The organism is Shewanella sp., from assembly GCF_013214165.1.
Lineage (GTDB): Bacteria > Pseudomonadota > Gammaproteobacteria > Enterobacterales > Shewanellaceae > Shewanella.
Window position 1 is genome coordinate 1 of record NZ_JABSSM010000061.1, and the last position, 25,234, is coordinate 25,234.

Annotated in this window: 22 protein-coding genes and 4 pseudogenes; 12 read left to right on the plus strand and 14 right to left on the minus strand. The window is 44.8% G+C overall.

The window, feature by feature from the left end:
- Together HRU42_RS15585 and HRU42_RS15590 are read left to right on the plus strand one after the other, a co-directional pair.
- Positions 1–324, plus strand: a 324-nt coding sequence (locus tag HRU42_RS15585; RefSeq protein WP_295032299.1) for a hypothetical protein, incomplete at its 5' end; no start/stop codon positions are given.
- Between the two features lie 84 nt (positions 325–408).
- Positions 409–1,557 (plus strand): DUF3883 domain-containing protein, encoded by a 1,149-nt coding sequence (locus HRU42_RS15590; protein ID WP_295032301.1) that lies wholly within the window; start codon positions 409–411, stop codon positions 1,555–1,557.
- A gap of 95 nt (positions 1,558–1,652) precedes the next feature.
- Here the strand turns inward: HRU42_RS15590 and HRU42_RS15595 are convergent.
- The 4 genes and pseudogenes from HRU42_RS15595 to HRU42_RS15610 all read right to left on the minus strand — a co-directional run bounded on the left by HRU42_RS15595 (position 1,653) and on the right by HRU42_RS15610 (position 4,997).
- Positions 1,653–2,233 (minus strand): annotated as a pseudogene (locus HRU42_RS15595) (excalibur calcium-binding domain-containing protein).
- 13 nt (positions 2,234–2,246) lie between these two features.
- Positions 2,247–2,463 (minus strand): annotated as a pseudogene (locus HRU42_RS15600) (nuclease); the annotation flags it as partial.
- 327 nt (positions 2,464–2,790) lie between these two features.
- On the minus strand, positions 2,791–3,444 hold the full coding sequence (locus HRU42_RS15605) for an HAD family phosphatase (RefSeq protein ID WP_295032303.1): 654 nt from the start codon (positions 3,442–3,444) through the stop codon (positions 2,791–2,793).
- Positions 3,445–3,464: 20 nt separating this feature from the next.
- A complete protein-coding gene (locus HRU42_RS15610) occupies positions 3,465–4,997 on the minus strand; it encodes an alkaline phosphatase family protein (protein WP_295032304.1) in 1,533 nt (510 codons plus the stop codon).
- 600 nt (positions 4,998–5,597) lie between these two features.
- Between HRU42_RS15610 and HRU42_RS15615 the strand changes: the two genes are divergently transcribed.
- Positions 5,598–6,002: a hypothetical protein gene (locus HRU42_RS15615; RefSeq protein ID WP_295032305.1), complete on the plus strand. Its 405-nt coding sequence runs from the start codon at positions 5,598–5,600 to the stop codon at positions 6,000–6,002.
- A 122-nt stretch (positions 6,003–6,124) separates the two neighbouring features.
- A complete protein-coding gene (locus tag HRU42_RS15620; protein WP_295032307.1) occupies positions 6,125–6,844 on the plus strand; it encodes an ABC transporter substrate-binding protein in 720 nt (239 codons plus the stop codon).
- A 120-nt stretch (positions 6,845–6,964) separates the two neighbouring features.
- On the opposite strand, the gene HRU42_RS15625 is transcribed toward HRU42_RS15620, so the two are convergent.
- The 5 genes and pseudogenes from HRU42_RS15625 to HRU42_RS15645 all read right to left on the minus strand — a co-directional run.
- Entirely contained in the window at positions 6,965–7,237 is a 273-nt protein-coding gene (locus tag HRU42_RS15625; RefSeq protein WP_295032309.1) for a DNA polymerase III subunit epsilon, read from the minus strand.
- A 535-nt stretch (positions 7,238–7,772) separates the two neighbouring features.
- Positions 7,773–8,116: pseudogene (locus HRU42_RS15630) on the minus strand (SDR family NAD(P)-dependent oxidoreductase).
- A 131-nt stretch (positions 8,117–8,247) separates the two neighbouring features.
- Complete coding sequence (locus tag HRU42_RS15635; protein WP_295032334.1) at positions 8,248–8,856, minus strand: excalibur calcium-binding domain-containing protein; 609 nt, start codon at positions 8,854–8,856, stop codon at positions 8,248–8,250.
- Between the two features lie 474 nt (positions 8,857–9,330).
- Positions 9,331–9,582: a DUF2999 family protein gene (locus HRU42_RS15640; RefSeq protein ID WP_295032311.1), complete on the minus strand. Its 252-nt coding sequence runs from the start codon at positions 9,580–9,582 to the stop codon at positions 9,331–9,333.
- Positions 9,583–9,838: 256 nt separating this feature from the next.
- Positions 9,839–10,014, minus strand: a pseudogene (locus HRU42_RS15645) (peptidase M28); the annotation flags it as partial.
- Positions 10,015–10,229: 215 nt separating this feature from the next.
- Here HRU42_RS15645 and HRU42_RS15650 point away from each other — a divergent pair.
- Entirely contained in the window at positions 10,230–11,171 is a 942-nt protein-coding gene (locus HRU42_RS15650) for a transporter substrate-binding domain-containing protein (protein WP_295032313.1), read from the plus strand.
- A gap of 4 nt (positions 11,172–11,175) precedes the next feature.
- The gene (locus HRU42_RS15655; protein WP_295032315.1) at positions 11,176–13,554 is read left to right on the plus strand and encodes an EAL domain-containing protein; all 2,379 of its coding nucleotides are present in this window, start codon (positions 11,176–11,178) and stop codon (positions 13,552–13,554) included.
- Between the two features lie 91 nt (positions 13,555–13,645).
- On the opposite strand, the gene HRU42_RS15660 is transcribed toward HRU42_RS15655, so the two are convergent.
- From HRU42_RS15660 to HRU42_RS15670, 3 genes are all read right to left on the minus strand, one after another.
- A complete protein-coding gene (locus HRU42_RS15660) occupies positions 13,646–15,169 on the minus strand; it encodes an aminotransferase class V-fold PLP-dependent enzyme (protein WP_295032317.1) in 1,524 nt (507 codons plus the stop codon).
- Positions 15,170–15,689: 520 nt separating this feature from the next.
- Complete coding sequence (locus HRU42_RS15665; RefSeq protein WP_295032336.1) at positions 15,690–17,096, minus strand: M28 family metallopeptidase; 1,407 nt, start codon at positions 17,094–17,096, stop codon at positions 15,690–15,692.
- 411 nt (positions 17,097–17,507) lie between these two features.
- On the minus strand, positions 17,508–18,380 hold the full coding sequence (locus tag HRU42_RS15670; protein WP_295032318.1) for a TonB family protein: 873 nt from the start codon (positions 18,378–18,380) through the stop codon (positions 17,508–17,510).
- Positions 18,381–18,608: 228 nt separating this feature from the next.
- Between HRU42_RS15670 and HRU42_RS15675 the strand changes: the two genes are divergently transcribed.
- The 6 genes from HRU42_RS15675 to HRU42_RS15700 all read left to right on the plus strand — a co-directional run bounded on the left by HRU42_RS15675 (position 18,609) and on the right by HRU42_RS15700 (position 22,846).
- Complete coding sequence (locus tag HRU42_RS15675; RefSeq protein ID WP_295032320.1) at positions 18,609–19,103, plus strand: peptidylprolyl isomerase; 495 nt, start codon at positions 18,609–18,611, stop codon at positions 19,101–19,103.
- A gap of 249 nt (positions 19,104–19,352) precedes the next feature.
- On the plus strand, positions 19,353–19,703 hold the full coding sequence (locus tag HRU42_RS15680; protein ID WP_295032322.1) for an aldehyde-activating protein: 351 nt from the start codon (positions 19,353–19,355) through the stop codon (positions 19,701–19,703).
- Between the two features lie 261 nt (positions 19,704–19,964).
- Positions 19,965–20,246: a pyrimidine/purine nucleoside phosphorylase gene (locus tag HRU42_RS15685; RefSeq protein ID WP_295032324.1), complete on the plus strand. Its 282-nt coding sequence runs from the start codon at positions 19,965–19,967 to the stop codon at positions 20,244–20,246.
- Between the two features lie 223 nt (positions 20,247–20,469).
- Entirely contained in the window at positions 20,470–20,721 is a 252-nt protein-coding gene (locus HRU42_RS15690; protein WP_295032326.1) for a MarR family transcriptional regulator, read from the plus strand.
- Positions 20,722–20,991: 270 nt separating this feature from the next.
- Complete coding sequence (locus HRU42_RS15695) at positions 20,992–21,366, plus strand: hypothetical protein (protein ID WP_295032328.1); 375 nt, start codon at positions 20,992–20,994, stop codon at positions 21,364–21,366.
- A gap of 103 nt (positions 21,367–21,469) precedes the next feature.
- The gene (locus HRU42_RS15700; RefSeq protein WP_295032330.1) at positions 21,470–22,846 is read left to right on the plus strand and encodes a lyase family protein; all 1,377 of its coding nucleotides are present in this window, start codon (positions 21,470–21,472) and stop codon (positions 22,844–22,846) included.
- A gap of 50 nt (positions 22,847–22,896) precedes the next feature.
- Here HRU42_RS15700 and HRU42_RS15705 read toward each other — a convergent pair whose 3' ends face one another.
- Both HRU42_RS15705 and HRU42_RS15710 read right to left on the minus strand, forming a co-directional pair.
- Positions 22,897–23,745 (minus strand): phosphatase PAP2 family protein, encoded by an 849-nt coding sequence (locus HRU42_RS15705; RefSeq protein ID WP_295032332.1) that lies wholly within the window; start codon positions 23,743–23,745, stop codon positions 22,897–22,899.
- A gap of 381 nt (positions 23,746–24,126) precedes the next feature.
- Positions 24,127–25,134, minus strand: coding sequence for a class I SAM-dependent methyltransferase (locus tag HRU42_RS15710; RefSeq protein ID WP_295032338.1), 1,008 nt, complete (start codon positions 25,132–25,134; stop codon positions 24,127–24,129).
- Positions 25,135–25,234: the final 100 nt, after the last annotated feature.

A 25,234-nucleotide genomic window follows, 5' to 3' on the forward strand; every position in this document is an offset into this window, starting at 1 on the left:
CCAACCGAGAATCATAAGATGAAAGCGTTAAACGTATGTTTATTAGTTCTAATATCATTATTTTCTACGGTGACATTTAGCTCTACCGTAGATAATCAGACTGACAATCAAAACCTAGTCGTAGAATTAGCCCGAAATGATATTTGCGCTGATAACAGTTACGAAGCAAGTCGCTTCATTAATGAGTTGGTAGCAAATAGTTCAGATGTCTCATTTACTAAATACTGCTGTAAAACTTGTAAGAAAGGTAAAGCCTGTGGTGACTCGTGCATAAGCAAAGCTAAAGCATGCTATAAAGCAGAAGGTTGTGCCTGTAATGGCTAGTTGAAGTTTCGGCTATAGGACGTTAGTTCAAGGCATCGGGGAATGATGAGATTAAAATGATTTTTTACTGAGGGGAGGATGTCGATGCGAAAGGTTAAACTAAAGGAGAGTGAACTTAAGCACTTTTCAGAAAGTTATAATACTGACAGGGAAGTGGTAGCTTTGAGCCAGCGTAAAAACTTCATAAAGGCGTTTCCGCTTGATGAGTTAGCTGATATCAAACTCGCTGAATATGTACTAGGACGAAGGGATATAGACGAGATAGATACGTTTTGTTATCTCGTTGACGTTGGTACACGCAATTGGGCGCTTATTTCCGCATCTACACCACACAAATTTGGGATATATTTCGGAATAGCCAAACCGGATGAAACCAAGAAATATCGCTTTACTAAAAAGTTTGGCGAAACAAAGATGAAAGCCTTTAATGCCGTAAAGTTATCTTTGCTAAATCTCATTGAAAGTGCTCAAAACAACGACTACGCTGCAATCGACGCTAACCTGCTATCGCAACTGTTCAGAGCTAAGATTATCTCTCTGTATTTCCCAAAGAAGTTCATCAATATTTGCAGTAAAGACCATACTCTGCTGCTAGCTGAAGAGCTGAAACTAGAGTCCGATCTGCCCGTAAGTGAATATCAACACCTGTTATATGACTTAAAACTTCAAAACTCAGTGACCAAGTCATGGACGAATATCAAGTTCATGTCTTTTCTGTACTCGAAATTCATCTGGCAGAACCTTCATGAAGTTTCTAGAAAGAAGCTGAAAAAGACTGTGCGCAAACATCCAGAAGTTGATTTATCTGGCAAGAGTGATATTAACGATAAGATTGGTAAGATTAGTGAGAAGTACGCTTTAGAGTGGGAAAAGAAAAGACTAAAAGATCTGGGGTTATCAGATTTGGCTGAGAAAATAGAGGATAGGACTAACAGACCGGGGTATGGGTATGATTTCTTGTCATTCAATGTAGATGGTTCAGAACGCTATATTGAGGTTAAAATTTTAAGGAAAGAGAAAAAGCTTCGTAGTTTTCACTTATCAGCAAATGAGCTTGAGAAATCAACATCCCCTGAGCTCAAAGATAACTACTACTTCTACCTTGTTTCCGTTGAATCGGGTTCTGAAGATCTACCAACCCCAGTTAGGCTTGATGCTTTCCTTGCTGAAGAGGTCCATGAGGCCTCTATCAAGAAACCTACTTCTTACGTTGTTTCGATGGAATATGAGTAAGCTGTAGCAAGGCTATGCCGATTACCTTACCAGCGCCATAATATGCTAAATGAGGTCAGAAGGTCAGAGTAAACTGTTACTCTGACCTTTTAATCTTAATTACACCACTGCCTTTCACATGGCACGCCATCATTGTTGCCATCCATCTTGGTATTGGGGCAGTACTTGTTGTAATACATAGCTTCATCGCAAGATCGCATTTGACTGCAATGAGTTTTCCGGCTTCACAGCGAAAGTTCTGCACTGGGTTAAACTGCATTTGCTCGACATCTTTATTGGTGAGTACGGGCGTTGCTGTCATCTCTTCATATTTATTAAAGCCAAATATGCCTAGCCCAAGCAGAATTAATAGCGGGATAAGTAGCCTGCTTGATGACTTTGATTGGCGCTGATAGTGGTTGTTTCGGCGTTGGTTATTTGGCTTGTGAGCTTTTCTGCTAGAGGTGGATGCGATAACCGCAACACCTTCGATGTTGGCTTTAACTGCTTTGACTCTGCCGTCACTTTGCAGCTCGGTGTGATACATCATCTGGTCGCCAACAACGGGCTTTCTTGCCATCTGTTTTAGTATTGAGATATGAATAAACACATCTCCGACATTGGCAGTATCCGGCTTGATAAAACCGAAGCCTTTGTCACTGTTCCAGCGAACAATCGTTCCTCTTTCCATGAGCATCTAATTTTATTCCCTAGACTATTTGCTGGCCACAACCACACTCTTGGCAATTCAACGTGTAGCTCTCTCTGCGTTTCTGCACCTTGGTATTTTTGCTTTGGCACTTGGGGCACGCTTGCTTCATCGGCGTGTTCTTAGTGCATATGTTGCATTTAATGCCCTTATTTTTACGAAGAAGCAAACTTGCCATGCATTGGGGTGTAGTTTGTTGATTCTCCGCAATGTTTACAGCATCCATTCACTGCTTTAACTTTGCCGTTTGGTAAGAGCTAGCAGTTTGATAATCATCAGCATGATAATAGCGGGTTTAAATTATTAATTACACCAGTGTCTTGTTCAAAGTAGAGGTGTATCGAGGTACGTGAAAGGCCATGGGAGATTCACGCAATTTGAAATTCCATACTTGGGTGTATGTTTCGGAGTCATCCATCTAAAAACAGGAGCAGACTATGACCTCATTATTCTGCCCCCAGTATTCAATATTGCGCGACCGAATACTGCCAACCTCATAGCTGCAAATAGATTAACCTAGCTTGAATGTTGCAAGCTTCAGATGACTAACCCCTGAGGCTAATCCGTTCCCAGTTGTGAGTGACGGCGTGCTGGTACAGCTTATCGTCCGCATCGACTACGATTGGGTGTTGGACTGCTTGTAACAAAGGTAAGTCATTGTAAGAATCTGAGTAAAAACAGCTGTCTGCCATATTGTGCGGGTTAGTGTTTAACCACTTGCGTAGATTCACTACTTTACCGTGCTGAAAACAGGGTTCGCCGACGATATTGCCGCTATAACCCTCAGGCCCCAATTCGGGTTCGGTCGCGAGTAACTGCGAAATACCAAGCATGGCGGCGATAGGTCCAGTGATAAATCGATTGGTGGCGGTGATAATTAACAGGGTGTGTCCTTGTCGGCGATGCTCTTCGATGCGTTTACATGCTTCGGGTAATATAATCGGTGCTATTTTTTGCTTAAGATAATCCTTTCTTAACGCATATAAATGGCTAAGCGAAAATTGTGTTAGTGGCCGTAAACTAAAGCGTAAAAAGGCGTCCATGTCGAGACAGCCATTTTGATAGTCCTGATAGAATTGGTCGTTATTGTTCTTATAATAACGGCCATCGATAAGCCCCTGTTCAATAAGGAATTCACACCATAAATGCTCGCTGTCACCCGCGAGCAAGGTCTCATCAAGATCAAATATTGCCAACATAGATCACTCCATAATTGTGTTTAACTCGCTAGTGCAACAGGTTTTGGCCAGTATCTTGCGACATCTTGGCAGATAATACCTTCATCAGTCAGCTTGATATGTGTCAGTGTTTGCTCATCATGATTCATTCGCCATGAGAGCATTTTCTGCGCATATTCAAGTACAAGCTGAAAATAATCAGGATTGTTCACCTGATTAATTAATTCTTCAGGGTCATTTTCCAGATCGAAAAACAAGGGTGGCATATTGGTGAAATGAACATATTTATAGCGCTGGCCACGAACAACATTTAAGGTACATTGATGGTGCGTTATACCCAGTGATTGTTCATGGGCTTCGCCTTTGGATATATTTCTAAAATCATATTCCCAATGTGCTTCCGTGCGCCAATTCTGTGGCTGAGTGCCTGTTTGTATGGTTGAGATAAGAGAATAGCCATCACACTGAATCGGGGTCTTGATACCCAGCCAGTCTAATAACGTAGGCATGATGTCGACACTCTCGGTAAACTCGGTTCGAATCGTTCCTCGGGTAGTATTCGCCTGTTCATCTGGGTTATAAACAATAAGAGGAATATGATAAGACTGATCGAAATAGCCCAGTTTATCCAGCAAGTAATGATCTCCAGCTTGTTCACCATGATCTGAAGTAAAAATGATCAGGGTATCTTGCCAAAGATTTTTTTCCTTCAGATAATTAAACAGGCGGCCCAGGTTCGCATCGACCTCAGACATCAAACCCAAGTAGGATGCTTTCATGCGGGCAAGTTCTTCAGGCTTATTGGGGACGATAAAATTAGCTTGCTTTAAGGCCCAGTCCAGCCAAGGATGTTGTGCCGCTTCTTGCTCGACAGACTCGTGGCGAACGTAATCCTCAAGCGCCTCAGGCGGGTACATGCTGTTGTAGGGTTCAGGTGCAATCCAGGGTGGGTGCGGCCGCAACAGGGATAGATGCACGCAAAATTTGTCTTGTCTTGCTTCGATATAATCCATGACCTGATCCACCATAAACCAGGTGACATGATGTTCCTTAGGCATATCAAGCGCTGCCGGCGCACCTGTATCCTGTTCACGCTGATTAAAATAAAGATCCGATCTGGGAGAAGGTATTTTATGGCCTTTTTTAGCCAACCAATTTGCCCATGGTTCTATGTTTTCACCCATAATCCCCACGGGATTAATCCCAGGTAATGGCCCTTCATAGTTATCTAAGATAGGATCATTTTGCTCAAACGCTCTGGGATCATTGGCCGTATCTGTGTACCCAAACAAGGCTGGATCATAGCCGTTTTTTCGTAGCTCGAGCGCCCAGTTAGTATGTCGAGCGTCTAAAGGTGTGCCATTAGTTCCAGAGCGGTGATTCTGTAGATACATGCCGGTATACAAACTCGCTCTGGACGGGCCACAGGGCACGGCATTGGCAAAGTGATTTTTAAATAATACGCCCTCACTCGCAAGCGCATCAAGGTGAGGTGTTTGTACTAAATGACCTAGAGCAGAAAGACACTCTCCGCGCCACTGATCAGCTGTGATAAATAGTATATTCTTAGACATGGATCAGCCTTTTAATCGTTAACCTATGACCCGAATCTTATGTTTGCTTGATTACACTATTACTACAGGATTTAGATGGTTTTATTACAGTAAACTAGCAAGACACTTAGGATTGTCTAAGTAAATGAGTCAAATGATGCAATCATTAGCTAGGCAGTAGGTTCACTACTTCAATTTTACTTACAAACGAACTGGCGCCTTATGGGGGGGGGGGGAGAGTCAAACCCAGCCTTATATAAAGCGAGCGCTACTCACTACAAGCCTATCGCTATATGAGATCAACCCAGTAAGAACGGGATGGCGGCAGAGCCTTCTGCCTAGAGATGGTCAAGCTATCAAATCAATGCGCTGGGGAAAGCTTCAAGCCTTTGCACCCAGCATCCAATATATTTGTCTCTGCGAGAACAATGCACCCTGAGAAGTGGAAGACCAGACAGAAGCATTGAGCTGGACTTAATCTGCCTATTTTACTCTGACCCCGATTACCCGATTACCCGATTACCCGATTACCCGATTACCGTTTAATGTCCGCCTCAGCTATGTTTATTACAATGGATTGCTTAGTCATCTATCGCAACAGTTAAAGAAGGTTTCGTCATCATGGGTCAACATAAATCAAGCTCCACTCGCCGAAAGCCTTGGCTTGCTATAGGTGTCATCACATCCATAGTGATACTGCTGGGGCTGTTGTTAACGCTGATGCCTAAAGGCTTTAAGATGACTCACGAACAGATAGGGACTGGTTTGCCTGCCTTGGTATTTGTCTATGATCCAAACCTTGAAGTTAGCGGCAGCCAGACTGAACAGATGAATGAAGCTCGCGATTATCTTGGCGAGCAAGTCTTGTTTCTCGTTGCCCAAGTTGGCACTCCTGAAGGCGAACAACTGATCGCTACGCACAAGGCTAGTCGAGCGGAGCTGTTGCTTTTTGATCCTTCAGGAAGCCTAATCAAAAGGCAGTTTGCTTTGAAAACGTCTAGCGAGATAATCCAGTGGGTGCGGTAGAAGTAAAATAATAAATGGCCCTCTATTTAGGCGCTGAGGGTCACTAGTTATCACTGTACTTTTTTCCCACAAGCAATATACTGACTCGATCATATTGAATATCCCTCGGAAGGCCACAGTGAATGCGGTATTTATTTCTCATCTTGTCAGCTTTAGCTTTCTATCCAGCGACAGCTTTTAGTACTACCATAGGTAGTTACTACATATCAAATCTTGTTATCGACCAACAGCAAGGTCTTTTTATCAGAATGCATAACGAAGTGTTACGACGCATATCACTCGATAGTAATCTCATTATTCAGCCAACAAAGCGTACTCAGCGCGACTTTAAACAGCATAAGCTAGATGCCTATTTTCCTGCATTATTAGAAAATCTGCCCAAGTCTGAGGTGATCATCTCTGATCCTTTTTATCTTAAAACAATTGTTCTATTTACTAAGGTCGGCTCAGCTATAAAAACAATTGATGACTTAGAGGGCAAGGTCGTCGGAGTTGTCACTGGCTACAGCTACGGCGAGAATATAACCCATAATCAGAATATCAAGTTAGATTATGCCAAAAATGACGATGTTAATATTGCCAGGTTAATGCGAGGCTATCTTGATGCGATTATTGGCGATTACACATCCACAGTCGCCGCCATAGAAAACGGTAAGCACTCAGGGCTGATACAGTATGATCTAGATAAGCCCATTAATGTTTTAGATGTATTCTATGTTTGCCATGACTCCATTGCAGGTAAAAAACTGTGCGGCTCAATAAACGATGCCCTAGAGCAGATGAAACTTGAGGGTGTCATTGAGTTGGATCTCGCTTCTGGTATTGCAACTATAGATTTATAAATAGATGCTTAGCGACAACATGGGCTCGGGAAGTGTGTGTTTGGGGTGAGATAACTCGATAGGCGGGGCTTGTGACCCCGCATAGCCATAGTGAATAAACTATGGCTGTTTATCTAATTTTTACTGTTCGGTAAATGTCGCTTCAATCTGTTGTAATTCTTGCTCTTCTCTAAGCTTAAGCTTTTCTTGCTCTGTAAGTTTTACTTCATTCTGAAGAGTCGCTTGTCTTTGCTTTAGCTCGTGTTTCTCTGGTTTAGTCAGAAATTTATAGGCTTTCTCATTGGCTAGTGCGTAGGCAACGACATCTTCGCCCTTTACCCTGCGCTCATCCACTCGTTGTGAAAAACGTTCATTGTCTCGGGCTTTGCGTTCTTCGGCATTTAACTTGCTCATATCTTGTATCCTCATTAGTTAATCACGGTAGGTTTCACTACGCTCAGTCAAACAAATGAGATTTGTTGCACATTCATAAAGCTGATAGGGGGATTTTAGCATAAGATGCGTTTCAACCCCCACGCTATCTAGCTTTATACGGCCTTTTGTTAGGTTTTTAGCCGTTTAGGCGCCGGGAGTTAGGAGTGACAAGTTAGGAGCTAAAAGCTAAAAGTTAAGCGTTAAAGTTAGTCATTAATAAAATCTGACACTCATCAAAAATAGATGAGATTGAAACGTGCCGCTGATGTTGGTTTTTAGCCAAGCAGTTGAAGCAAAAGGTAGCCAGTCCTGTCTTTTAAACGCGAGCCTGTCTCGCGTTTTTTGTGGATGCTTAAATGAGGTGCTGGTGAAATAATAACACTCACAACCAGCGGGGGCCGAGTAAACTAACATCGACGTTCTACGGTTCTGGCGACTCGGCTATGGTTAGTTACTCCTGGCATCCTACTAGACAAGGCAAGATGCGCAGGCAAAGCGCTGTGTAGATGCGCACTTAGGACCGATTGATGCTTATATCTGACACATAACCAAGCTCTGCTTTGACCAGAGCCTGTTTTAACATGATGGCGACCTCTTGGGCGGTCATAAATGTCGAGGTATCGAGCTCCTTGCCACTGGTTTTCCAGAACTCTGTGGCAGTGAGTCCAGCAGCGCCGAGATTTCTTGAGGCTGGCACAGATCGGCGGCGATGGCATTGACTTCGCCGGAAATGGAGCTCACCACCTGGGTAAGTCGTTGCTCATTGCGCCCAGTGAGTAACAGTGACTGCCCCTCGTTGCCATATATACTCGCCAGTGCGGCCCCTAAGCCACTGCTGGCACCGGTAATTAAAATCATAATATTCCTTAAGGTCAAAAAAGACGGTACCAGGCTTCAAATAGGCATGATATTGGCATTTGAATGCAATAGATAACAAGTGTGGATGGGTCAGGGTCAGAGTGATTTTCCTCAGACCCACTTTGTCATTATTAACCACAATGTTGCTTTTCGCAGGGGATGCCGTCTCCATCGCCGTCCATCTTTGTTCCGGGGCACTTGTTGTTGTAGAAGTTGGCTTCGGCGCATGAGCGCTTCTGGCTGCAGTGTTGTTTTCCTGCTTCACAGCGGAAATTTTCTTTAGGCTGGGTCCATTGTATCTGTTCGGCGGTGGGTTCCAGCTTGAGTTCATTGGTGACTCGGATTGGTGCGTTTGATTGTTCAGTGAGAGCTGCATACTGTTTAAAGCCGAAAACCCCCAAGCCAAGAATAATCAGCAGTGGAATAAGTATGACGCTTGATGTTTTGCTTTGACGCTGGCTGCTGTTGTTTTTTGGGGTTTGATTGGCGTTACTTGCACGTCTTGGGGTCGTAGACGTTGAAATAACTGCGACGCCCTCTATGCTGGCGTTAACGGCCTTGAGTTTGCCATCGACTTGTTGCTGGGTTCTATACTCAATCGAATCGCCGACGATGGGCTTTCTGGCCATATGCTTAAGCTCTGAGATATGAATAAACACATCTTTGCCATTTGCTGTTTCCGATTCGATAAAACCAAATCCCTTTTCATTTTTCCAGCGAACTAGAATTCCTTTTTCCATGTTCATGTTTTTACTCTTAATTGTGCTAGTTATAAGATTGAACCATTAAAGCGTGAATAGAGCTTGGTGTCTGTAGTTTTAATCATCCTTATGCTAACTAGCTAACTAGCTAACTAACTAACTAACTAACTAGCTAACTTATTTTAATGGGTTGGCTAGTTCTGGGTGAAATTCACCATTTCTATCTTCAAACAGCCAATTTATAGGCAACCCACTTTGAATGTGTCAATGAGCTGTTCAGATGGTTTTTAGGTAAGTCGAGTATCGATAATCAGGAGTGCTGTAGGTATGCAGTTGATTTGTAATGGCTAGCTTGACCTATCTCTAGTTTGATTTTTATAAGGATGAATAGTGCGGCGGATTTTGTAACCATTGAGCCAGTGATAAAAAATAAGGCCGCCCACAGCTCATGATTGGAATTAGTTGTGGCTAGCCTTATCTATTTTTAAAAGAAGTGTTCTTATCGCTGCGGGCTTATTTCTGTAGTTGTGCCTTTGCGGCTTCAACTTTCGAGAAATCCAGGCCTAGTTCAACAACGGCTTCTTTTATCAGGGCTGGGTTTTGCATGACTAGCCCCATTAGCTGTTGAAGCTTCTCTGGTGGTATGCCTAACTGACCGATAGTGGCCATCGCCGCCATAGGATTTTCGGTTAGAGTCTGGAACAGGTCTTTAATCTGTGTGTCACTGACATTATGTTGTTTTAAGATCGCAAGAATCGGATTCATTGCACTACCTTGTATGATTTTTAGGTTAAACAGGCATAGATTCTATCACTCATTTGGGCTTTGAAAAAATAAAAGAACCGGCTTAGTTTTCTGACCTTATCTAGTTCAAAGACTAGGTTGATATTTCACGTTAGTTGGCTGAGGAGGCTTTGAAACGATAGACCCTAAATCGCAGAATCTGTCGCGATATCTGGCTATTGATTAAAAATCAGCTGCTGCACCGGGCAAGACCACTGGGCTGGTGTCGCCGTTAGCGCTGATATTTAGCAAGTAGCCGGACGGCTTCGATGGCGCCGGCAACAGCGGAGGAATTATCGTAGGCACCGGGGATATTGAGGTCAAGTTCATCACATCTGAGACGCGAGAATCGATATCGCCGCTCATCATCGCCACGCGTTTAGGCTCGAACGTACCGCGCTAGATGGCGCTGAGATAGGCATTCATTGGTTTACAGCTGTTGCGATAGCTTGCGCTAAGGTTAATAGAATACTCAGTTGATAACCGTGTGTGGTTCAGCTTGTTTGGTCCTTGTTGCCACCCGAGCTTATCGCCATGAAAATTTTGGAAAGTGGAATCCGTGCCCTAGTAATGCAAGGCTCTGAATGTATACTTTCTTCAAAACCAGACCCATGAGTCAATCAGTAGCAATGTCATTAATGCAATTTAAGGTTCAATCTAGGCTAATTTTACAGTGTGCATTATTTATCTTCTTAGGATGTACCTGGACTAAATCGATGGCACGGGATCTTGCCGAGATCCAGGCTGAGGGTGTGCTTAGGCACATAGGCGTGCCATACGCTAATTTTGTGACTCAATATACCGAAGGCAATAAGGTGAGTCATAGGGGCTTAGATATTGAGATAATGCAAAATTTCGCCCAACATTTGGGCCTTAAATATCAGTATATACCCGCAAGTTGGGCCACTGTATTCGGTAAACTCACTGGCAGGAATGGGCAGTTTATCAATAATGAAGTGGTCTACGGCGAGCCTGAACCCATTCAGGGAGATGTGATGGCTCATGGCGTCACTGTGCTCGATTGGCGCGAAGAAATTGTGGATTTTTCTGATGATTACTTTCCTTCGGCAGTCTGGCTCATCGCGCGGATAGAGTCCGACCTAGTTCCCATAAAGCCCACTGGTTTATTGAGTCGTGATATTAAGTTAGTCAAGGCCATGATGGATGGTCGTGATGTGTTGGCGATGAAGCAGTCGTGCCTAGACCCTGATTTGTATGATCTCTATCAGACGAAGGCTAATATCATTTTTCCGGCCGAGGCGCTGCAGTTGAATGAAATGGTGCCTGCGATGTTGAATGGTGAGGCGGAAACAAGCTTGCTAGATCTGGCCGATTCTTTGATCGCACTCGAGAAGTGGCCAAGTAAAATCAAAGTCATAGGGCCTATTTCCCAAGAGCAGCGAATGGCGATGGGATTCCGTAAAGACTCGCCCATGCTCAGGCAGGCATTCAATGAATACTTAAAACAAATCCGTGCCGACGGAAGTTATATCGAGTTAGTGAAAAAATACTATCCAAGCGTGCATCACTACTATGAACACTATTTTATTCAGTCGATGGCAGAGCAATAGCGAGATGAATATAAAGAAATGGTTTAACAGTCAAACGGCCATCATTATCGGGGGGATTCTATTAACTGCTTACCTATTTTTAATCTTGACCGTGACCAATATAGGTCAAAGCAGGCTCCAGGAGTCGCAAAATCATGCCCTGGATCTTAAGGTCAGTAACTATAGTGATAATCTCAGCTTCTTCTTCGATGTCAGCCAAGAAAATATCACCCACCTAGCCACGAATAGAGCATTCAACACCTATTTTGCCAATCTGGCCGCAGGCATGTCCCTGCAATACGGCTTAAGCTCAAGCCTGTTTAGCTTAAGGCAGGCCATCAATCAATTCTCTCAAAAAAATATGATTGATAACGTTAATATCTATCGAAGGTTAATGGTGATTGGGGTCGGTGGAACTGTGATAGCCGATACTCACCCAGATACTGCCTTCGATATGAGCCAAGTGCCGTTTGAATTTATGGATGTTGCCCAGGAGAAAATACTCATGTTCGAAGGCCTGCATGGCCCCTCGATCACCCTCTTGCGTACTATATATCACCAAAGTAAACCCGCCGCGATCTTGATCGCCGAAGTTAATCAGGATGTGGTGATCAATCGGCTTTCAACCCAGGAGCATGAGAGCAGTGGCAGTTGGCTTAAACTCGTGACGCCATTGGGTGAGATTCAGGTGTGGGACTCCCTTAAACCGCTGGCTCCCCTTAAATCGGATTGGGGCAGTGCTGTACATGGGGCGAGAGGTCGGGTCCATGCTGGTCATCTTATAGATGACCATAGCCATTCGGAAAAAAATATCTATCTCGAGAGCGCCATAGCTGGAACACCATTTAAGCTAGTCAGTTGGTTTGAGCCTGTCAACGAGGACAATATCTTTACTTCAACCTGGTTTGTTGTTGCCATTTCCCTGCTTGCCTTACCTGTGTTGTTTGGCTTGTGGTATTTGATGAGGGTCAACAACACCAACTTGATTTTACAGACTCAGATCGAGGTTTCATCGGATCAACAGCTAAAATTGACCCATAAAAATTCATTGCTACATAAAGAGATCCACAGGAGGAAGGCGTCTGAAAATAAATTGGCCTACCGAGCCATGCATGATGAGCTGACTGGCTTGTCAAATCGGACCCACGGTATGGTGAGGTTAGAAGACGCCATTGGAGCCGCCAAAGATAACCGGACCCAAGTGTTGGTGATGTTTTTGGACCTTGATAACTTTAAACAAATTAATGATACCGTCGGTCATCATGCTGGAGATAACCTACTGCAGCAAGTCAGTGAGCGCCTGTTAACCTTGACGGGGACTCACGATACGGTGGCAAGATTTGGTGGGGACGAGTTTTTAATCATCATTCCAGATGTATCTCATCAAGATAGGGCCAAGGCCTTGGGCAGCGCAATACTCAAGCTGTTTGAGCAGCCGTTTAACATAGATGGGCAAGAGTTCTTCGAGTCGACCAGTATCGGTATGTCTGTGTACCCGAAAGATGGTGATAATGCCGCGGCTCTGCTTAAGAAGGCTGATAGCGCCTTATATCGTGTGAAAGATGCCGGCAGGAACGGATTTAGTTTTTATGATGCCAGCATGAACCGAGTGGTGAAGCGGGAGCAGGCGTTGAATGGGCGCCTACATCAGGCCGTCAATCTGGATGAGATAGAGGTCTATTATCAAGTCATCTTAGATCTAGAGAGTCGCGACATTATCGGCGCAGAAGCCTTATTACGTTGGACCGATAGTGAATTAGGTGTGGTGTCACCGATTGAGTTTATTCCCTTGGCGGAGAAAAATGGCCTGATCCATCGCTTAGGAGACATGGTCTTATTTAAAGCGTGTAAACAGGCGGCTGCTTGGCAGTCAATTAGCCCAATTAAAATAGCCATCAATTTCTCGAGTGTGCAATTTCGTTATTGCGAGCAGCTAGAGTCCAGGATTGTGGAGGTATTGGCACAAACAGGCTTGCCGGCGAGCAAGTTAGAGATGGAAGTGACCGAAAGCCTGTTGATTGAGCAGGGTGACAGCTTGATGAACATGTTGTCCAATCTTAATCGATTGGGGATCGAACTTTCTATCGATGACTTTGGTACGGGTTATTCTGCCCTGAGTTATTTGCAAAAATACCCCTTCTCCAAGTTAAAAATTGATCGGGCATTCATCAGCAAGATGGCGACCAGCAAGGCCGATAAATCCTTAGTGAAGGCGATCTTAGCGATGGCTAAATCTCTCGAGTTAAAAGTGGTTGCCGAGGGGATCGAATATGAATGCCAGGCCCAGTTTCTGCAAGATTATGGCTGTGAGTTCGGTCAAGGATACCTGTTTGGTCGCCCCGTCAGCGCGAAGGCATTGACCCTGATGTTGATGGCGCAACACAAGAAAACAGTAACCGGTTAATGAGTGAGTTAAAAAACGGCCATGATCATCACCGTGGCCGTATTATCAGATACTTACTCTGAATGGTATTATTGCTGATGCTGGTGCGTTATTAGCTCATGTCTCTGAACAATCTTGCCATGGATTTAACTAGGCCCTTAACATCATCTCCGTTATGAAATAGATGCGTTGAGATGCGCAGTGCTTGTCGGTTCTGAACATCATCGGCTTTTACCTTAAAGTTAGTGGTACGTATGATGTAACCGTATTCTTCGCGTAAACGATCGCGAAATTCAGTGAGTAATACACCATCGTATTGATCATAAAATGGGTTGAACGTAGTTAGGCCACTGGATAAGTTCCGCGTGTTGGGCGCATAAAGTGGTGCATCTGGGAATGCAGCTACTAGTTCGAGTTTACATAATTCACTGAGATCGAGAATGCGCGCTTCAATCACATCACGACCTATCTCTTCCCACATGGCACAGCTGTCGACTAATGCTTGTTTTGCTGGGTAGTGATCTTGACCAATTGACTGAAACTTAGCCTGAAGTTCTGTCGAGGAAGACGAGGAGTTAATACACCATAAAGGGGTATCACGGTCGTTCCAAAATCTGGCTAATCGTCGGGCATCGTTGCGTATATATAAGAAGCCGGTAGCGCCAGCACCGCACTGCCATTTATGACCCGATCCCGCGTAAAAATCACAGTCGATATCATGGAAGTTCAGGTTAAGCATGCCAGTAGTGTGGGCACCATCAATTAAGGTCGGGATGCGATTAGGGATGGCGACCTCTTTACAGATGCGTTCGGCCGGTAGGGTCGTTCCTGTGGTGTAGGTAATGTGTGAGAAGACAATTAAACGTACCCTGCTGCCATGTTCGGCCACTGCATCGGCGAAGGCATTAACAAAGTCGTCCTGGGTTATCATGTCACCGCCGGTATATACGGGGATCTCAATTTCGATGACATCGACACCATAACGTTCACTGACATGGTCTAGCGGTGTCTTGGCCCCGCCATGTTCATGGTGGGTGGTTAGGATCACATCGCCGGCTTCAAATTGCAGGCCGTTGATGATCGAGTTTAGTCCGTCTGTGGTATTACGGCTCAATACCAGTTCATGTCCATCGGCACCGAAATCTGGCGCGACTTGTTTGGCTAGATCGATAGTGGATACGCTGGTTTGCCAAGGATCTTTAGCGATCATCTCATTATTGTCATTGTAGCGCTTTAACACATCCTTGGGCATCGAACCTGTTGTACCTATGTTCATGTAAGTGGTGCGTTTGTTTAGCACAAATTCTTTGCGCACCTTATCCCATAGTTTACGATCCGAGTTATGACCGCTAAATCCCGTTGCCATTGGCTCAGCCGATACTGTATTGGGAAATATCATAGTTCCCGCGCCCGCGATTGCGAGACCCATGGATGTTTTTAGAAATCGACGACGATCTGGACTCGATGTGACAGACTTGTTCTCGTTGTTCATTCTTCTTCTCTCAAAGTAATTCGTTGTGGATTGAAATTGTTTGCTTGGTGCAATATTTTTGAGGTTTTCAAGGGTGCTGTGAACTTTTTTGAATATACCTATATCTAAGGTTTTTTCAGGGATAAACATATCAGAACGTGACAAGATCTACACTCGTTTTTAGTTATAACTCTATATATATCAGTAACAAAGGTTAACTTTTTTTGCACTTAGTGGGAAGGGTGTTACTCGTTCGCCATCATGATATGGCGCTTTGCGGCAAAGATGAGGTCGGCTGTGTGAGCGGCGTTGCTAGCTTGTTGATTTATTTGGCCTAGATATTAGCTAGCTAGTCGGTGATTTCAGTCTATTGCTTGTGGTTAAATCATATTTAATTATAATGAGTTAGCTGTTTATTTAACCATATTTTTCTTGTTGTTTACTCGGGGGCTGAGTCTAATATCGACAGACGTTCCCCAGGGTTCACTTAGAGGCAAGCCAGCCTGCTACAATGATTACAGGCGTCATACTCTGTATAGGGTATTCGAGGCGATTGAGTGATGAATAACTGGGATATAGCAAACTGTGGAAGAAGCGATTGAGTCGCTAGCTGGCTTAAGGTTTTGTCATTAATCGATAGGTTCAGCATGGCAGAACCTATCGATTTTTCTAGCTCTGATATTGATTAAAAAGCGCCAGCTGCACCGGGGAAGACCACTGGGCTGGTGTTACCGTTAGCGCTTACGCTAGCGACGCCGTATAAGTAGTTATCTATGACCATATTGTTTAATTTGAATGAATTAACCTTGCCGACATAACGACTGTGCTGCCATTCTGACTCGGTAGTCAGACGCCAATAGACGCGGTAACCGACGACATTATTTGGCTCAGTATTATGCTGCCATTTTAAGGTGGTGCTGGCAGAGACCTTGCCTTCTATGGTGACAGATGCCGGTGGTGCTGGAGCCCAGACCATGGATGCCAGGCTGATGGCGTTAAGCGCGGTGAGCTTGGCATTGAAGTCGAAATCCACCCCCGCAATCACGTCGCCGTAAGCTATGCCGTTCTCGACACGAATATCTTGGTGCTGACGGTTGTAGTTCTCGTTGGTCTCCATGATGCGTACGGCGGGAAAACCTGCCTTGTTAAAGGGCAAGTGGTGGCCGCCGCGGCCGAAGCGATCTAAACGATAAACCATCATCACATCCAAATTGGTCATGTACTGATCGGCCAAGGTCTTTATTTTACGTGCCAGATTACGGGATGCCGAATCGTTCTCGCCGCCGCTGAAATAACGCTGCTTGGCTTCTTCGGTCGTTTCAGCGATGCGAACCCCTTCAGAGAAAACTCGTACCGTGTGGTTGTCGATGACGCCATTGATGCCTTCGATGTTACCTATCATGTCGTTGTTAAGTACCGCTTGTACCTGCCATCGCTGCTCTTTGGCGTATTGCGCCAGCACCGCACCGCCATAGAGTCCTTGCTCTTCGCCAGATAGTGCCGCATAGATAATAGTGCCTGAAAACTGATATTTAGACAGGACTCGGGCGGCTTCGATGGCGCCGGCAACACCGGATGCATTATCGTTAGCACCGGGTGATATGGAGGTCGAGTTCATCACATCTGTGACGCGAGAATCGATATCGCCGCTCATCATCACCACGCGCTTAGGCTCGAGCGTACCGCGCTGGATAGCGATGATATTGACGACTTCGGTGGGATGAGGGATGCGCTTGCCTGTCACTGTGTCTGCTAAGGTGATCACTTCCAGGCAACCGCCGCAGTCAGCGGAAATGCGTTCAAACTCATTTTTAATCCAACGTCTGGCCGCGCCTATGCCCTGGGTATCAGACTCTGTTTCTGACAAGGTATGGCGGGTCCCGAAGCTCACTAACTTCTCGACATCACTGCGCAGCCTGTCGGCACTTGGCGCAGTGGCAATATCATAGAGGCGCATATCTTCCTGAGAAGGGGCCGCAGTTGGCGCCGAATTCTGCGCACGACTGCTGGTGGCGAATAATACACAGGCGAGTGTACCTGTCACTAGCAGCACGGAGACAATGCGTTTGGCTGTGAATGAGTGGCGAGTCATAAAATGAGTCTCGGTGGGCATGGAAACCTCGATTTATTATTTGTTTCTTACTCTATCAAAAAATAGCCCATAAATGGCAGGGTTAAGCCGAGGAATTGTTAGACGATATGTCTTGCTAGTTATTCTGGATTACTCAGTAACTCATGCCGCATTAACAGGGATACTAGATCAATCTGTGTTGAGTTCCGTTTTCCGCGAGGATGAGGGCAAGTCTATTGCTAGAGTGCGTGTCACTAAACTAGCGGGCTGGTGACTGTTCAGCTATTTCAACAAGAGTCGCTAAACTGTTTAGAAGTGGGATCTTAAGGTTCAGCATCGGTCCTGCCAGTTTTCTGGATGCCTATTCGACACTTAAATCGGTTTCGGGTCTGTATCAAGCGCCTAACACTGGGAATAAAGGAGATGTCCCACTTAATTACGGCGTAATTTTAGCGCTGCACTTGTGATCCTTGCTAATACTCGCGGGTCTTGATTGCCGGTAAAATTTATCCAGTCGTGATAGCTATCTAATGCAGCTTGATAATGCCCTTGGTGGTAATTGAGATCGGCTAATAATCTTGTTGTAGCCCCATGAGACACATCTGTCAGTAGCTGAACTTTACTCGCTTCATTTAGGTAGTAGATAGCCTGTTCCATGCGACCCAGTTCAGCATAGAAATTGCCTATAATTCTGTCCACATAAGCTTGTTCAAATGGGGTTGTGGCTTGAATATTTGTAGCTGTTTCTAAGGCTTGTTTTAGCTTGCCTTCTGTATACAGTTCAAACCCTTGTTTTACTCCGTTATAGACATCAATATCGGTGATTTTTTGATACTTATTTGCGGGTCGTGGGCTATAGGAGTGGCGAGTTGATGACGAAGGGTTAAAAACTTCATTCTTATCTAAAGTAAAATCCAGTTGAATGGTTTGCTCTTGTTGGTAAATAGCCTCTCCATGCACCACTTTAGGCTGATATTCCCATCTCTTCAGGGAATCAATGGCACTTTGCTCGAAGGTGCCAACGGGTTTTGATTTTATGACGTTGATATTTTTTGTGTATCCTTGCTTGTCTATATCAAACATTAATTGTACCCAGCCTTCTATACCTTGCCGCGCAGCTTCACTCGGGTAACTTGGTGGATAACGTTTTACTGGGGAAGCTTTAGTATCACGTTCAGCATTATTATTTATTGGTGAGTTAATATCTTTTTCTGCTGTGTTCTTGCTTTGAATCGCGCAGCCGCAAGTCAGTAGTATTAAGATTAACGTAATGAATGTTGATTTCATTTTAAAGATTGTATTCATTATAAATAAACTCAAGAAGGAAGTGTTAGCCTTCTCTTTCCCTGTTAAATAAGTTAGTTACGAACAATATCATAGCATTAAAGCTCTCGGCAATAAGCGACATGCACCCGCCTGCTAGGCATTCATAAAATTGCTAGTTAATGCCTTACTACAAAAGCTGCAATATGCCACTTCAATAATGGGTATAATTGCACTCACTGATACCCATTAATTAATCCTGTAGGCTATATGATTATTTTTACGACTAACTTAGGTGATATTGAGATTGAACTCGATTTCGAACGTGCACCTGTGAGTGCGAAGAATTTCCTGAAATATTGTGAGGACGGCTTCTATGAAGGCACGATTTTTCACCGTGTGATCAAGGGATTTATGGTGCAGGGCGGTGGCATGACTGTCGATTTGGAAGAGAAGCTTACACGTGCTGCTATCGTCAACGAAGCCAATCGTGGTCTTAAAAATGTCAAAGGTACTCTGGCTATGGCGCGCACCGATGCGCCGCACTCTGCCACCGGCCAGTTTTTTATTAACCTTGGCAATAACGATTTTCTCGATCACACCAGCACCACCAATGACGGTTGGGGTTACGCCGTATTTGGTGCCGTTACTTCAGGTATGGATGTGGTTAGGAAGATGGAGAAGGCCAGAACCACTTCGAAGATGGGACACGATGATGTGCCACGCGAGCCTATTATCGTCGAGAAAGTGACGATTAAGAACTAGGATACTCGTCAAAAGGATCTGCTGACCTTAGGTAAAGATATTTTTTAATGCCTAAAGCCATAGGTTTATAATTTTTTAAAACCTCAAATCTCTTGGATTTGGGGTTTTCTGCTTAAAGTCTGTGCCATTCCTATGAGAAGAGTATTGCAAGTATGGCTATTGTGGAAAGCGACGACTTGCCTTAGTTTACAGTGCTAACCTTTGAAAGAGCTGGTAATAAAAATGGAATTAAGCTGTCATTGCGGGAATGTGAAGATCACAGTTGCTCACGACCCTGAAACCCTTACATCCTGTAACTGCTCCACCTGTAATCGCTATGGCTCATTGTGGGGCTATTATAAGCCCGATGAAGTTCAGCTGGCATTTATCACAGATATAGCGGGAACCAGGGTGCCGGCTACTAAGGCTTATCGGTGGGGAGAGGAGTATATCGAGTTTCATCATTGCCAAAACTGTGGCTGTTTGACCCACTATGTCACCACAGATAAAGTCCCCGATGCTAAATACGGCATTAACTTTCGCATGGCACCTATCGCTAAGATGAAGCATATCAAGGTAAGGTATTTCGATGGCGCAGATAGCTGGCAGTATTTAGATTAATACCCATAGCTATAAAGGGGGCTCAGCGAAAATTTAGCTTTCATCAGTAAACTGAGATCTGTTAATCATGGCTGTTATCCAATACCTGTTTACTCTGAATACAAATCAATGATGATTTCACATATTTATTGCCATTATATTAAAGAAATATCAAATCATTCGCAGTTTATTTTGTGAGTTCTTTTTAGTTGTTTATGCATAACTATTCGAGTGCTAGTGTCGCTGCATCAATCTTAATGTGCTTTGTGAGAGGGTGTATCCATGCTAGCAGTAAATGAGTATTTTGAAGGCAAGGTAAAATCTATCGGTTTTCAGGGAGAGGATAAACCAGCATCTGTCGGTGTGATGGAACCTGGCGATTATGAATTTGGTACAGCAGCACCTGAAGTCATGATAGTGGTTGCTGGCGCACTGACCGTGTTATTGCCGGGCAGCGATAGCTGGCAGACTTTTAATGCCGGCACTCAATTTGATGTGCCTGGCGATGCTAAATTTCAGGTAAAAGTTGAGACTCAAACAGCTTATCTTTGTCTGTATGGCTGATTTTAAGGGCGAATGCTCAGGGCTAACGCTCAGGGCTATTGTTACGGGCTAGGATGTAAGGTTATTGCTTACAAGCGTTATCTGACTTGTATATACAGGCTAGCCTATAGCAGCTAGCCTGTTTTATCACTTATCACTTATCGCACTTGCTTGTTGCTCTTGATTTAGTGCCGATCTATTTCGTATAAGCCCTATGATCTGTGGCATAAGAGAGCATACAATCATGCTGGCCATTGGTGCCATGACTAATCGTTTGACTAGGTTGGAGTCCAAGGGCTTGATTGAGCGAGTGAACAGCAAGCAAGATAGGCGCAGTGTCTCGGTGGCGCTGACTCAACAAGGAGTGGTATTGATAGATGAGGCGATAGAGGAGCATGCTCGATTGCAGCAAGCAATAGTCGAGTCTTTGTCTGAGTCCGCTAGGCCAGAGCTCAATGGATTATTAAAAACCTGGCTAGCCCAATATGAGTATTAATATTTGAGAGTGGACAAACTGTTAGCTTCTGAGTTTCTTTAGGCTACTAGATAAGCCTAAGGCGAAATTCTATATCGTTACCCCATAGAGGTCATCGGGCTAGACAACACTTAAGCTCAACGAGGAACTATTTCCAGCTTACCACTTACCACTTATCCCCCCCTGATGAAACTCTTTTCATAGTTTGAGCCTGGCTGAGTAAATACGATTGACATATTGAGTGTAAAACCACTTAATGATATTAATTGTCATTCTCATTAAGTGGTTTGTATGTGCCAATGTTTTCCACAGTTCGATAGTCAAGATCCTGCCATCAATGTGCTTCGTCATAAGATACGTCACGGTGAAGAGGTCGATAATCCCAGCCTGGTGTTGATTTGGTTTTCCATGGAGGCAGCCTTAATGGGAGCCTGTAAACATGCTGCCTGGTCTCTCCATGTGGCAGAGTATCGATTATTGCTCGATACTCTAGCTGATGACATGCTCGAAGGGCATTGGCGATTGTGGTGTCTAGACAATATCTATAAACCCCTAAGCGCCTTGTCTAGACTGGTCGATAGCGACTCTCAGAAGCAAGAGTTGGAACAAATTTTTTATGAACTAAGAGTGACTAGCCAATTCTTTAAAGCAGGTTTAGCGCACTGAATTAATTGCCTGGATAATTTATGGAAGGGCATTGGCCAGTTTTTTAAAGCAGGTTTGGCGCACTGATTGAACTAATTTGTAAGTAATAATGGACAGGAAGATCATGACTACACGTATTGAAAGAGACAGCATGGGAGAGCTAGAGGTACCGGCTTCGGCGCTATATGGGGCCCAAACACAGCGAGCGGTGAATAACTTTCCCATCAGTGGCAAGAGAATGCCTGAGGCATTTATTCGTGCCTTATTGCTGGCTAAATCGGCTGCGGCTCAGGCTAATGCAAAGCTAGCCTTGCTGCCACAAGATATGGCTGATGCTATTTCTGATGCAGTGTCTCAACTACTCGATGATAAGGCCATGATGCAGCATTTCCCGGTGGATGTGTTTCAAACTGGCTCGGGCACTAGCTCGAACATGAATGCTAACGAGGTATTAGCCACGCTAGCGTCTAGAATTGCTAATCAAACTGTCGGTGCCAATGACCATGTCAATTATGGTCAGAGCAGTAACGATATCATCCCTTCGTGTATTCATATCAGTGCCGCCATTGAGTTGGATAAACATCTATTACCGGCACTGGAACACCTGCTGAAGGTGATTAAGCACAAGGCCGCTGAAGTCGATCACCATATCAAGACGGGTCGAACTCATCTTATGGATGCCATGCCTGTACGCATGAGCCAGAGTCTACTGAGTTGGGCGAGTCAGATAGCGCTAAATATAGAACTGATCGAAGGGATTAGGCCCAGATTACATAGCCTGGCTCAGGGAGGAACAGCGGTGGGCACCGGCATCAATGCTCACGAGGACTTTGCCGCTGAGTTTAACCATCAGCTCAGTCAGGCCACCGGTCTCACGTTTACTCCGGCGAGTAATTTTTTCAGCCATATTGGCACCCAAGATATTGCTGTTTCATTGTCGGGACAGCTAAAAACGCTGGCCGTATCTATGATGAAGATAGCGAACGACCTACGTTGGATGAATTCGGGACCCTTAGCCGGCTTGGGGGAGATAGAGCTGCAAGTACTACAACCCGGTTCATCTATCATGCCGGGCAAGGTCAATCCGGTGATCCCCGAGGCGGCCACTATGGTCGCGGCTCAGGTCATAGGTAATGATAGCGCCATCACAGTGGGCGGCCAGGCGGGAAATTTTGAATTAAACGTCATGTTGCCCATGATTGCCGATAACTTACTTTCGAGTATCAGCTTGCTGGCCAATGTCTGTCATCTATTGGCGGATAAGGCCATAGCGACATTCAAGGTTAACGAGGCACAATTACAGCAAGCCTTGGCTCGTAACCCGATCCTAGTGACTGCGCTCAATCCTATTATCGGCTATGCAAAGGCCGCTGAAATCGCTAAGAAGTCTTATAAAGAAGGCCGAGCCGTACTGGATGTGGCCGAGGAAGAGACCGATATTTCTCGTGAAGAGCTTGAGAAGCTTTTAGACCCAGCCAAACTCACCTTAGGTGGGCTTTAGTCCTTTTCATTCAGGGGAGAATGAACCGGGAATAGATATCCAAGGGAGAGCTAGATCTCCCTTCTATGTGAAAGCTTATGCATTTTGGGGCTTGGCTTATCGCTCAGTTGAAACTTGCTGCACATGTAGGCAGTCAGAGAGATAAGCACAGTGATGATGAGATAGCGGTTAAACAGGATCACAGAGAAAGGATCTTTGCCTAAATGCTTTAATTCACTCACCAGCACAATCATGGATAGGGCAAAGATAATCCAATATTGAGTCTTGAGTTTGAGAGTCGATAATGGCACTGCACTGCAAGCCAGATAGGCCAATAACCAGCCCAATATCGCGCCAAAGGCGATGTCTTCAGGCCAGTGCGCACCCACAGCAATACGAGAAAGCCCCACGGCAACCGCCAACATCAATACACTTAGCTTACACCATAGCTTATCGGCGAGTAGCCAGATGACTCCGGCTAATGCGAAGGCCGTCGTTGTGTGCCCTGACGGGAATGCATGCTCATAGCGAGCCTTACCTATTATATTGATCACCTCGAGTACGGCAGCAGGCCTGGGGGCATCGAAATACTGTTTGAAAAAATGCACGCATAATGCACACAGCAGTGTGGTGACTATGACTCTATATAGCCATTGGGGCTTATAAGTGAGGCAAATTAAGATCAAGGCTCCGGCGGTAATGCCGTCGCCGAAGTCGGTCACGCACAGTAGTAACCAGTTAGGCAGACTTGCGCCAAGTTCATTGAACCAGCTGAAGGCCTCTAAATTGGTTTGCGCATTCAAGGTGAGAATATGGGCGACAAATAGCAGCAATAAAACGGCTAGGAAGCTGCTGTTAATCCTTGAGTCTAGTGGCTGTTTTACAGCCTCGGCTCGACTGAGTTCGTGGGTCGGTAACATAAACTGATACTCTTATTTTATATTAATTGTAGTATTTTTAGTTTAAAACGCAGGTTCGACCGGACTCTTGCGAGAAATAAAGGCCCGAAGCAAATTGTTAACATAGACATAAAATCACCTGTCATATGTTGAAATCCGTTTCAGTCATTGAAAGTTTTTTTAGAAAAAAATTATCTAAAGCCCCCATATATTCAAACACAGGAGATGTAATGTCAATAGGGTTGATGTTCCAAGGATGTTAACGTTCGACGTGTGCGGTGAAAAGTTCTGTGGTTTTAAGGAGATGCGATACTTGATGTTAAATTGGGAGGGGCTATAGCGTACTGCTGGCTTGTGGTTACTAGTGCAATGAATCACTAGTGACCACGAGCTGGGGCTCTTTTAGCTGATGACCAAGGAGACCATCTTCAGTGGGTGATTACCATCAAATGACGGGAAGTCCTGATGACAATCTAGCCAGGTATGCTTGGTCACCGAGCGTCCTTGTTTCTCTACGCAGCGAACCAGGGCATTAAACCAGGCCTTTCTTTCAACTTTAGCAACATTGTTGCAACAGACAATGGTGCCGCCCGGTTTCGTTGTCAGTAGCGCAGGCTTAAACAGACTCTGGTAGTCATTGATAAGGTCGACGATACCGAAAGGGCTCTTGGCGAATCTAGGTGGATCGAGAAATACCAGATCAAACTGAGTCGCCGCTAGTTTAGGGTATTTAGGTAGTTTCTGGTTACGACGTCCACCGACCTTAAGTCCGGCTAGCTGGCGCAGTGCCGGGAAGGCATCACTCTGGACAAACTCACAGACATCGCCGACATCATTTAGCTCGGCATTTTTTTTACCGGCGATTAATGCAAACGATGAGAAATCCACATTCATCACTCTGCTGGCTCCGCCTACCGCGGCAGCAGTGCCTATACCGCAGGTATATGAGAATAGGTTGAGTACGGTTTTATTCAGGCTGTTGGCCTTGACGAATTCTCGACCCGCTCGCATATCCAGAAACAGCAAGGGATCTTGTCCCTCATGACGCAGCTTAGAGGTGAACTTGATGCCATTCTCATGTATCACCTGAGCCTGGTTAGCAAAGTCATGGGTAATGACGTCCAGCTGGTTCATCACGCGTGAATTTTTATCGGCGCGGTCGTTGTAGATAATGGGCAGATCTTCGACTCGAGTTAGCGAGTCACTTATTTCTTTTAGCTCGACTTCATTTAATGGCTGATGAAAGCTTTGAATTAACCAGGCTTGGCCATATCTATCTATGTTTAAGCCATTTATGCCTTCGACTGTGCCATGAAATACCCGGTAGCAATCTGTGTTGTTTATTTTAGCTTGGGTAAGTAGGTCTTGACGCTTTTCGAGAGCAGCGGCTAATAATGCGGAGATAGACATGGTAATTGACTCGTATAGATGACTAATATTGACATGGGTGTATTGACTGTAACGAGTTACAGCGGCGCCATGATAGCAAAATCGATAACTAAAAGTGTGT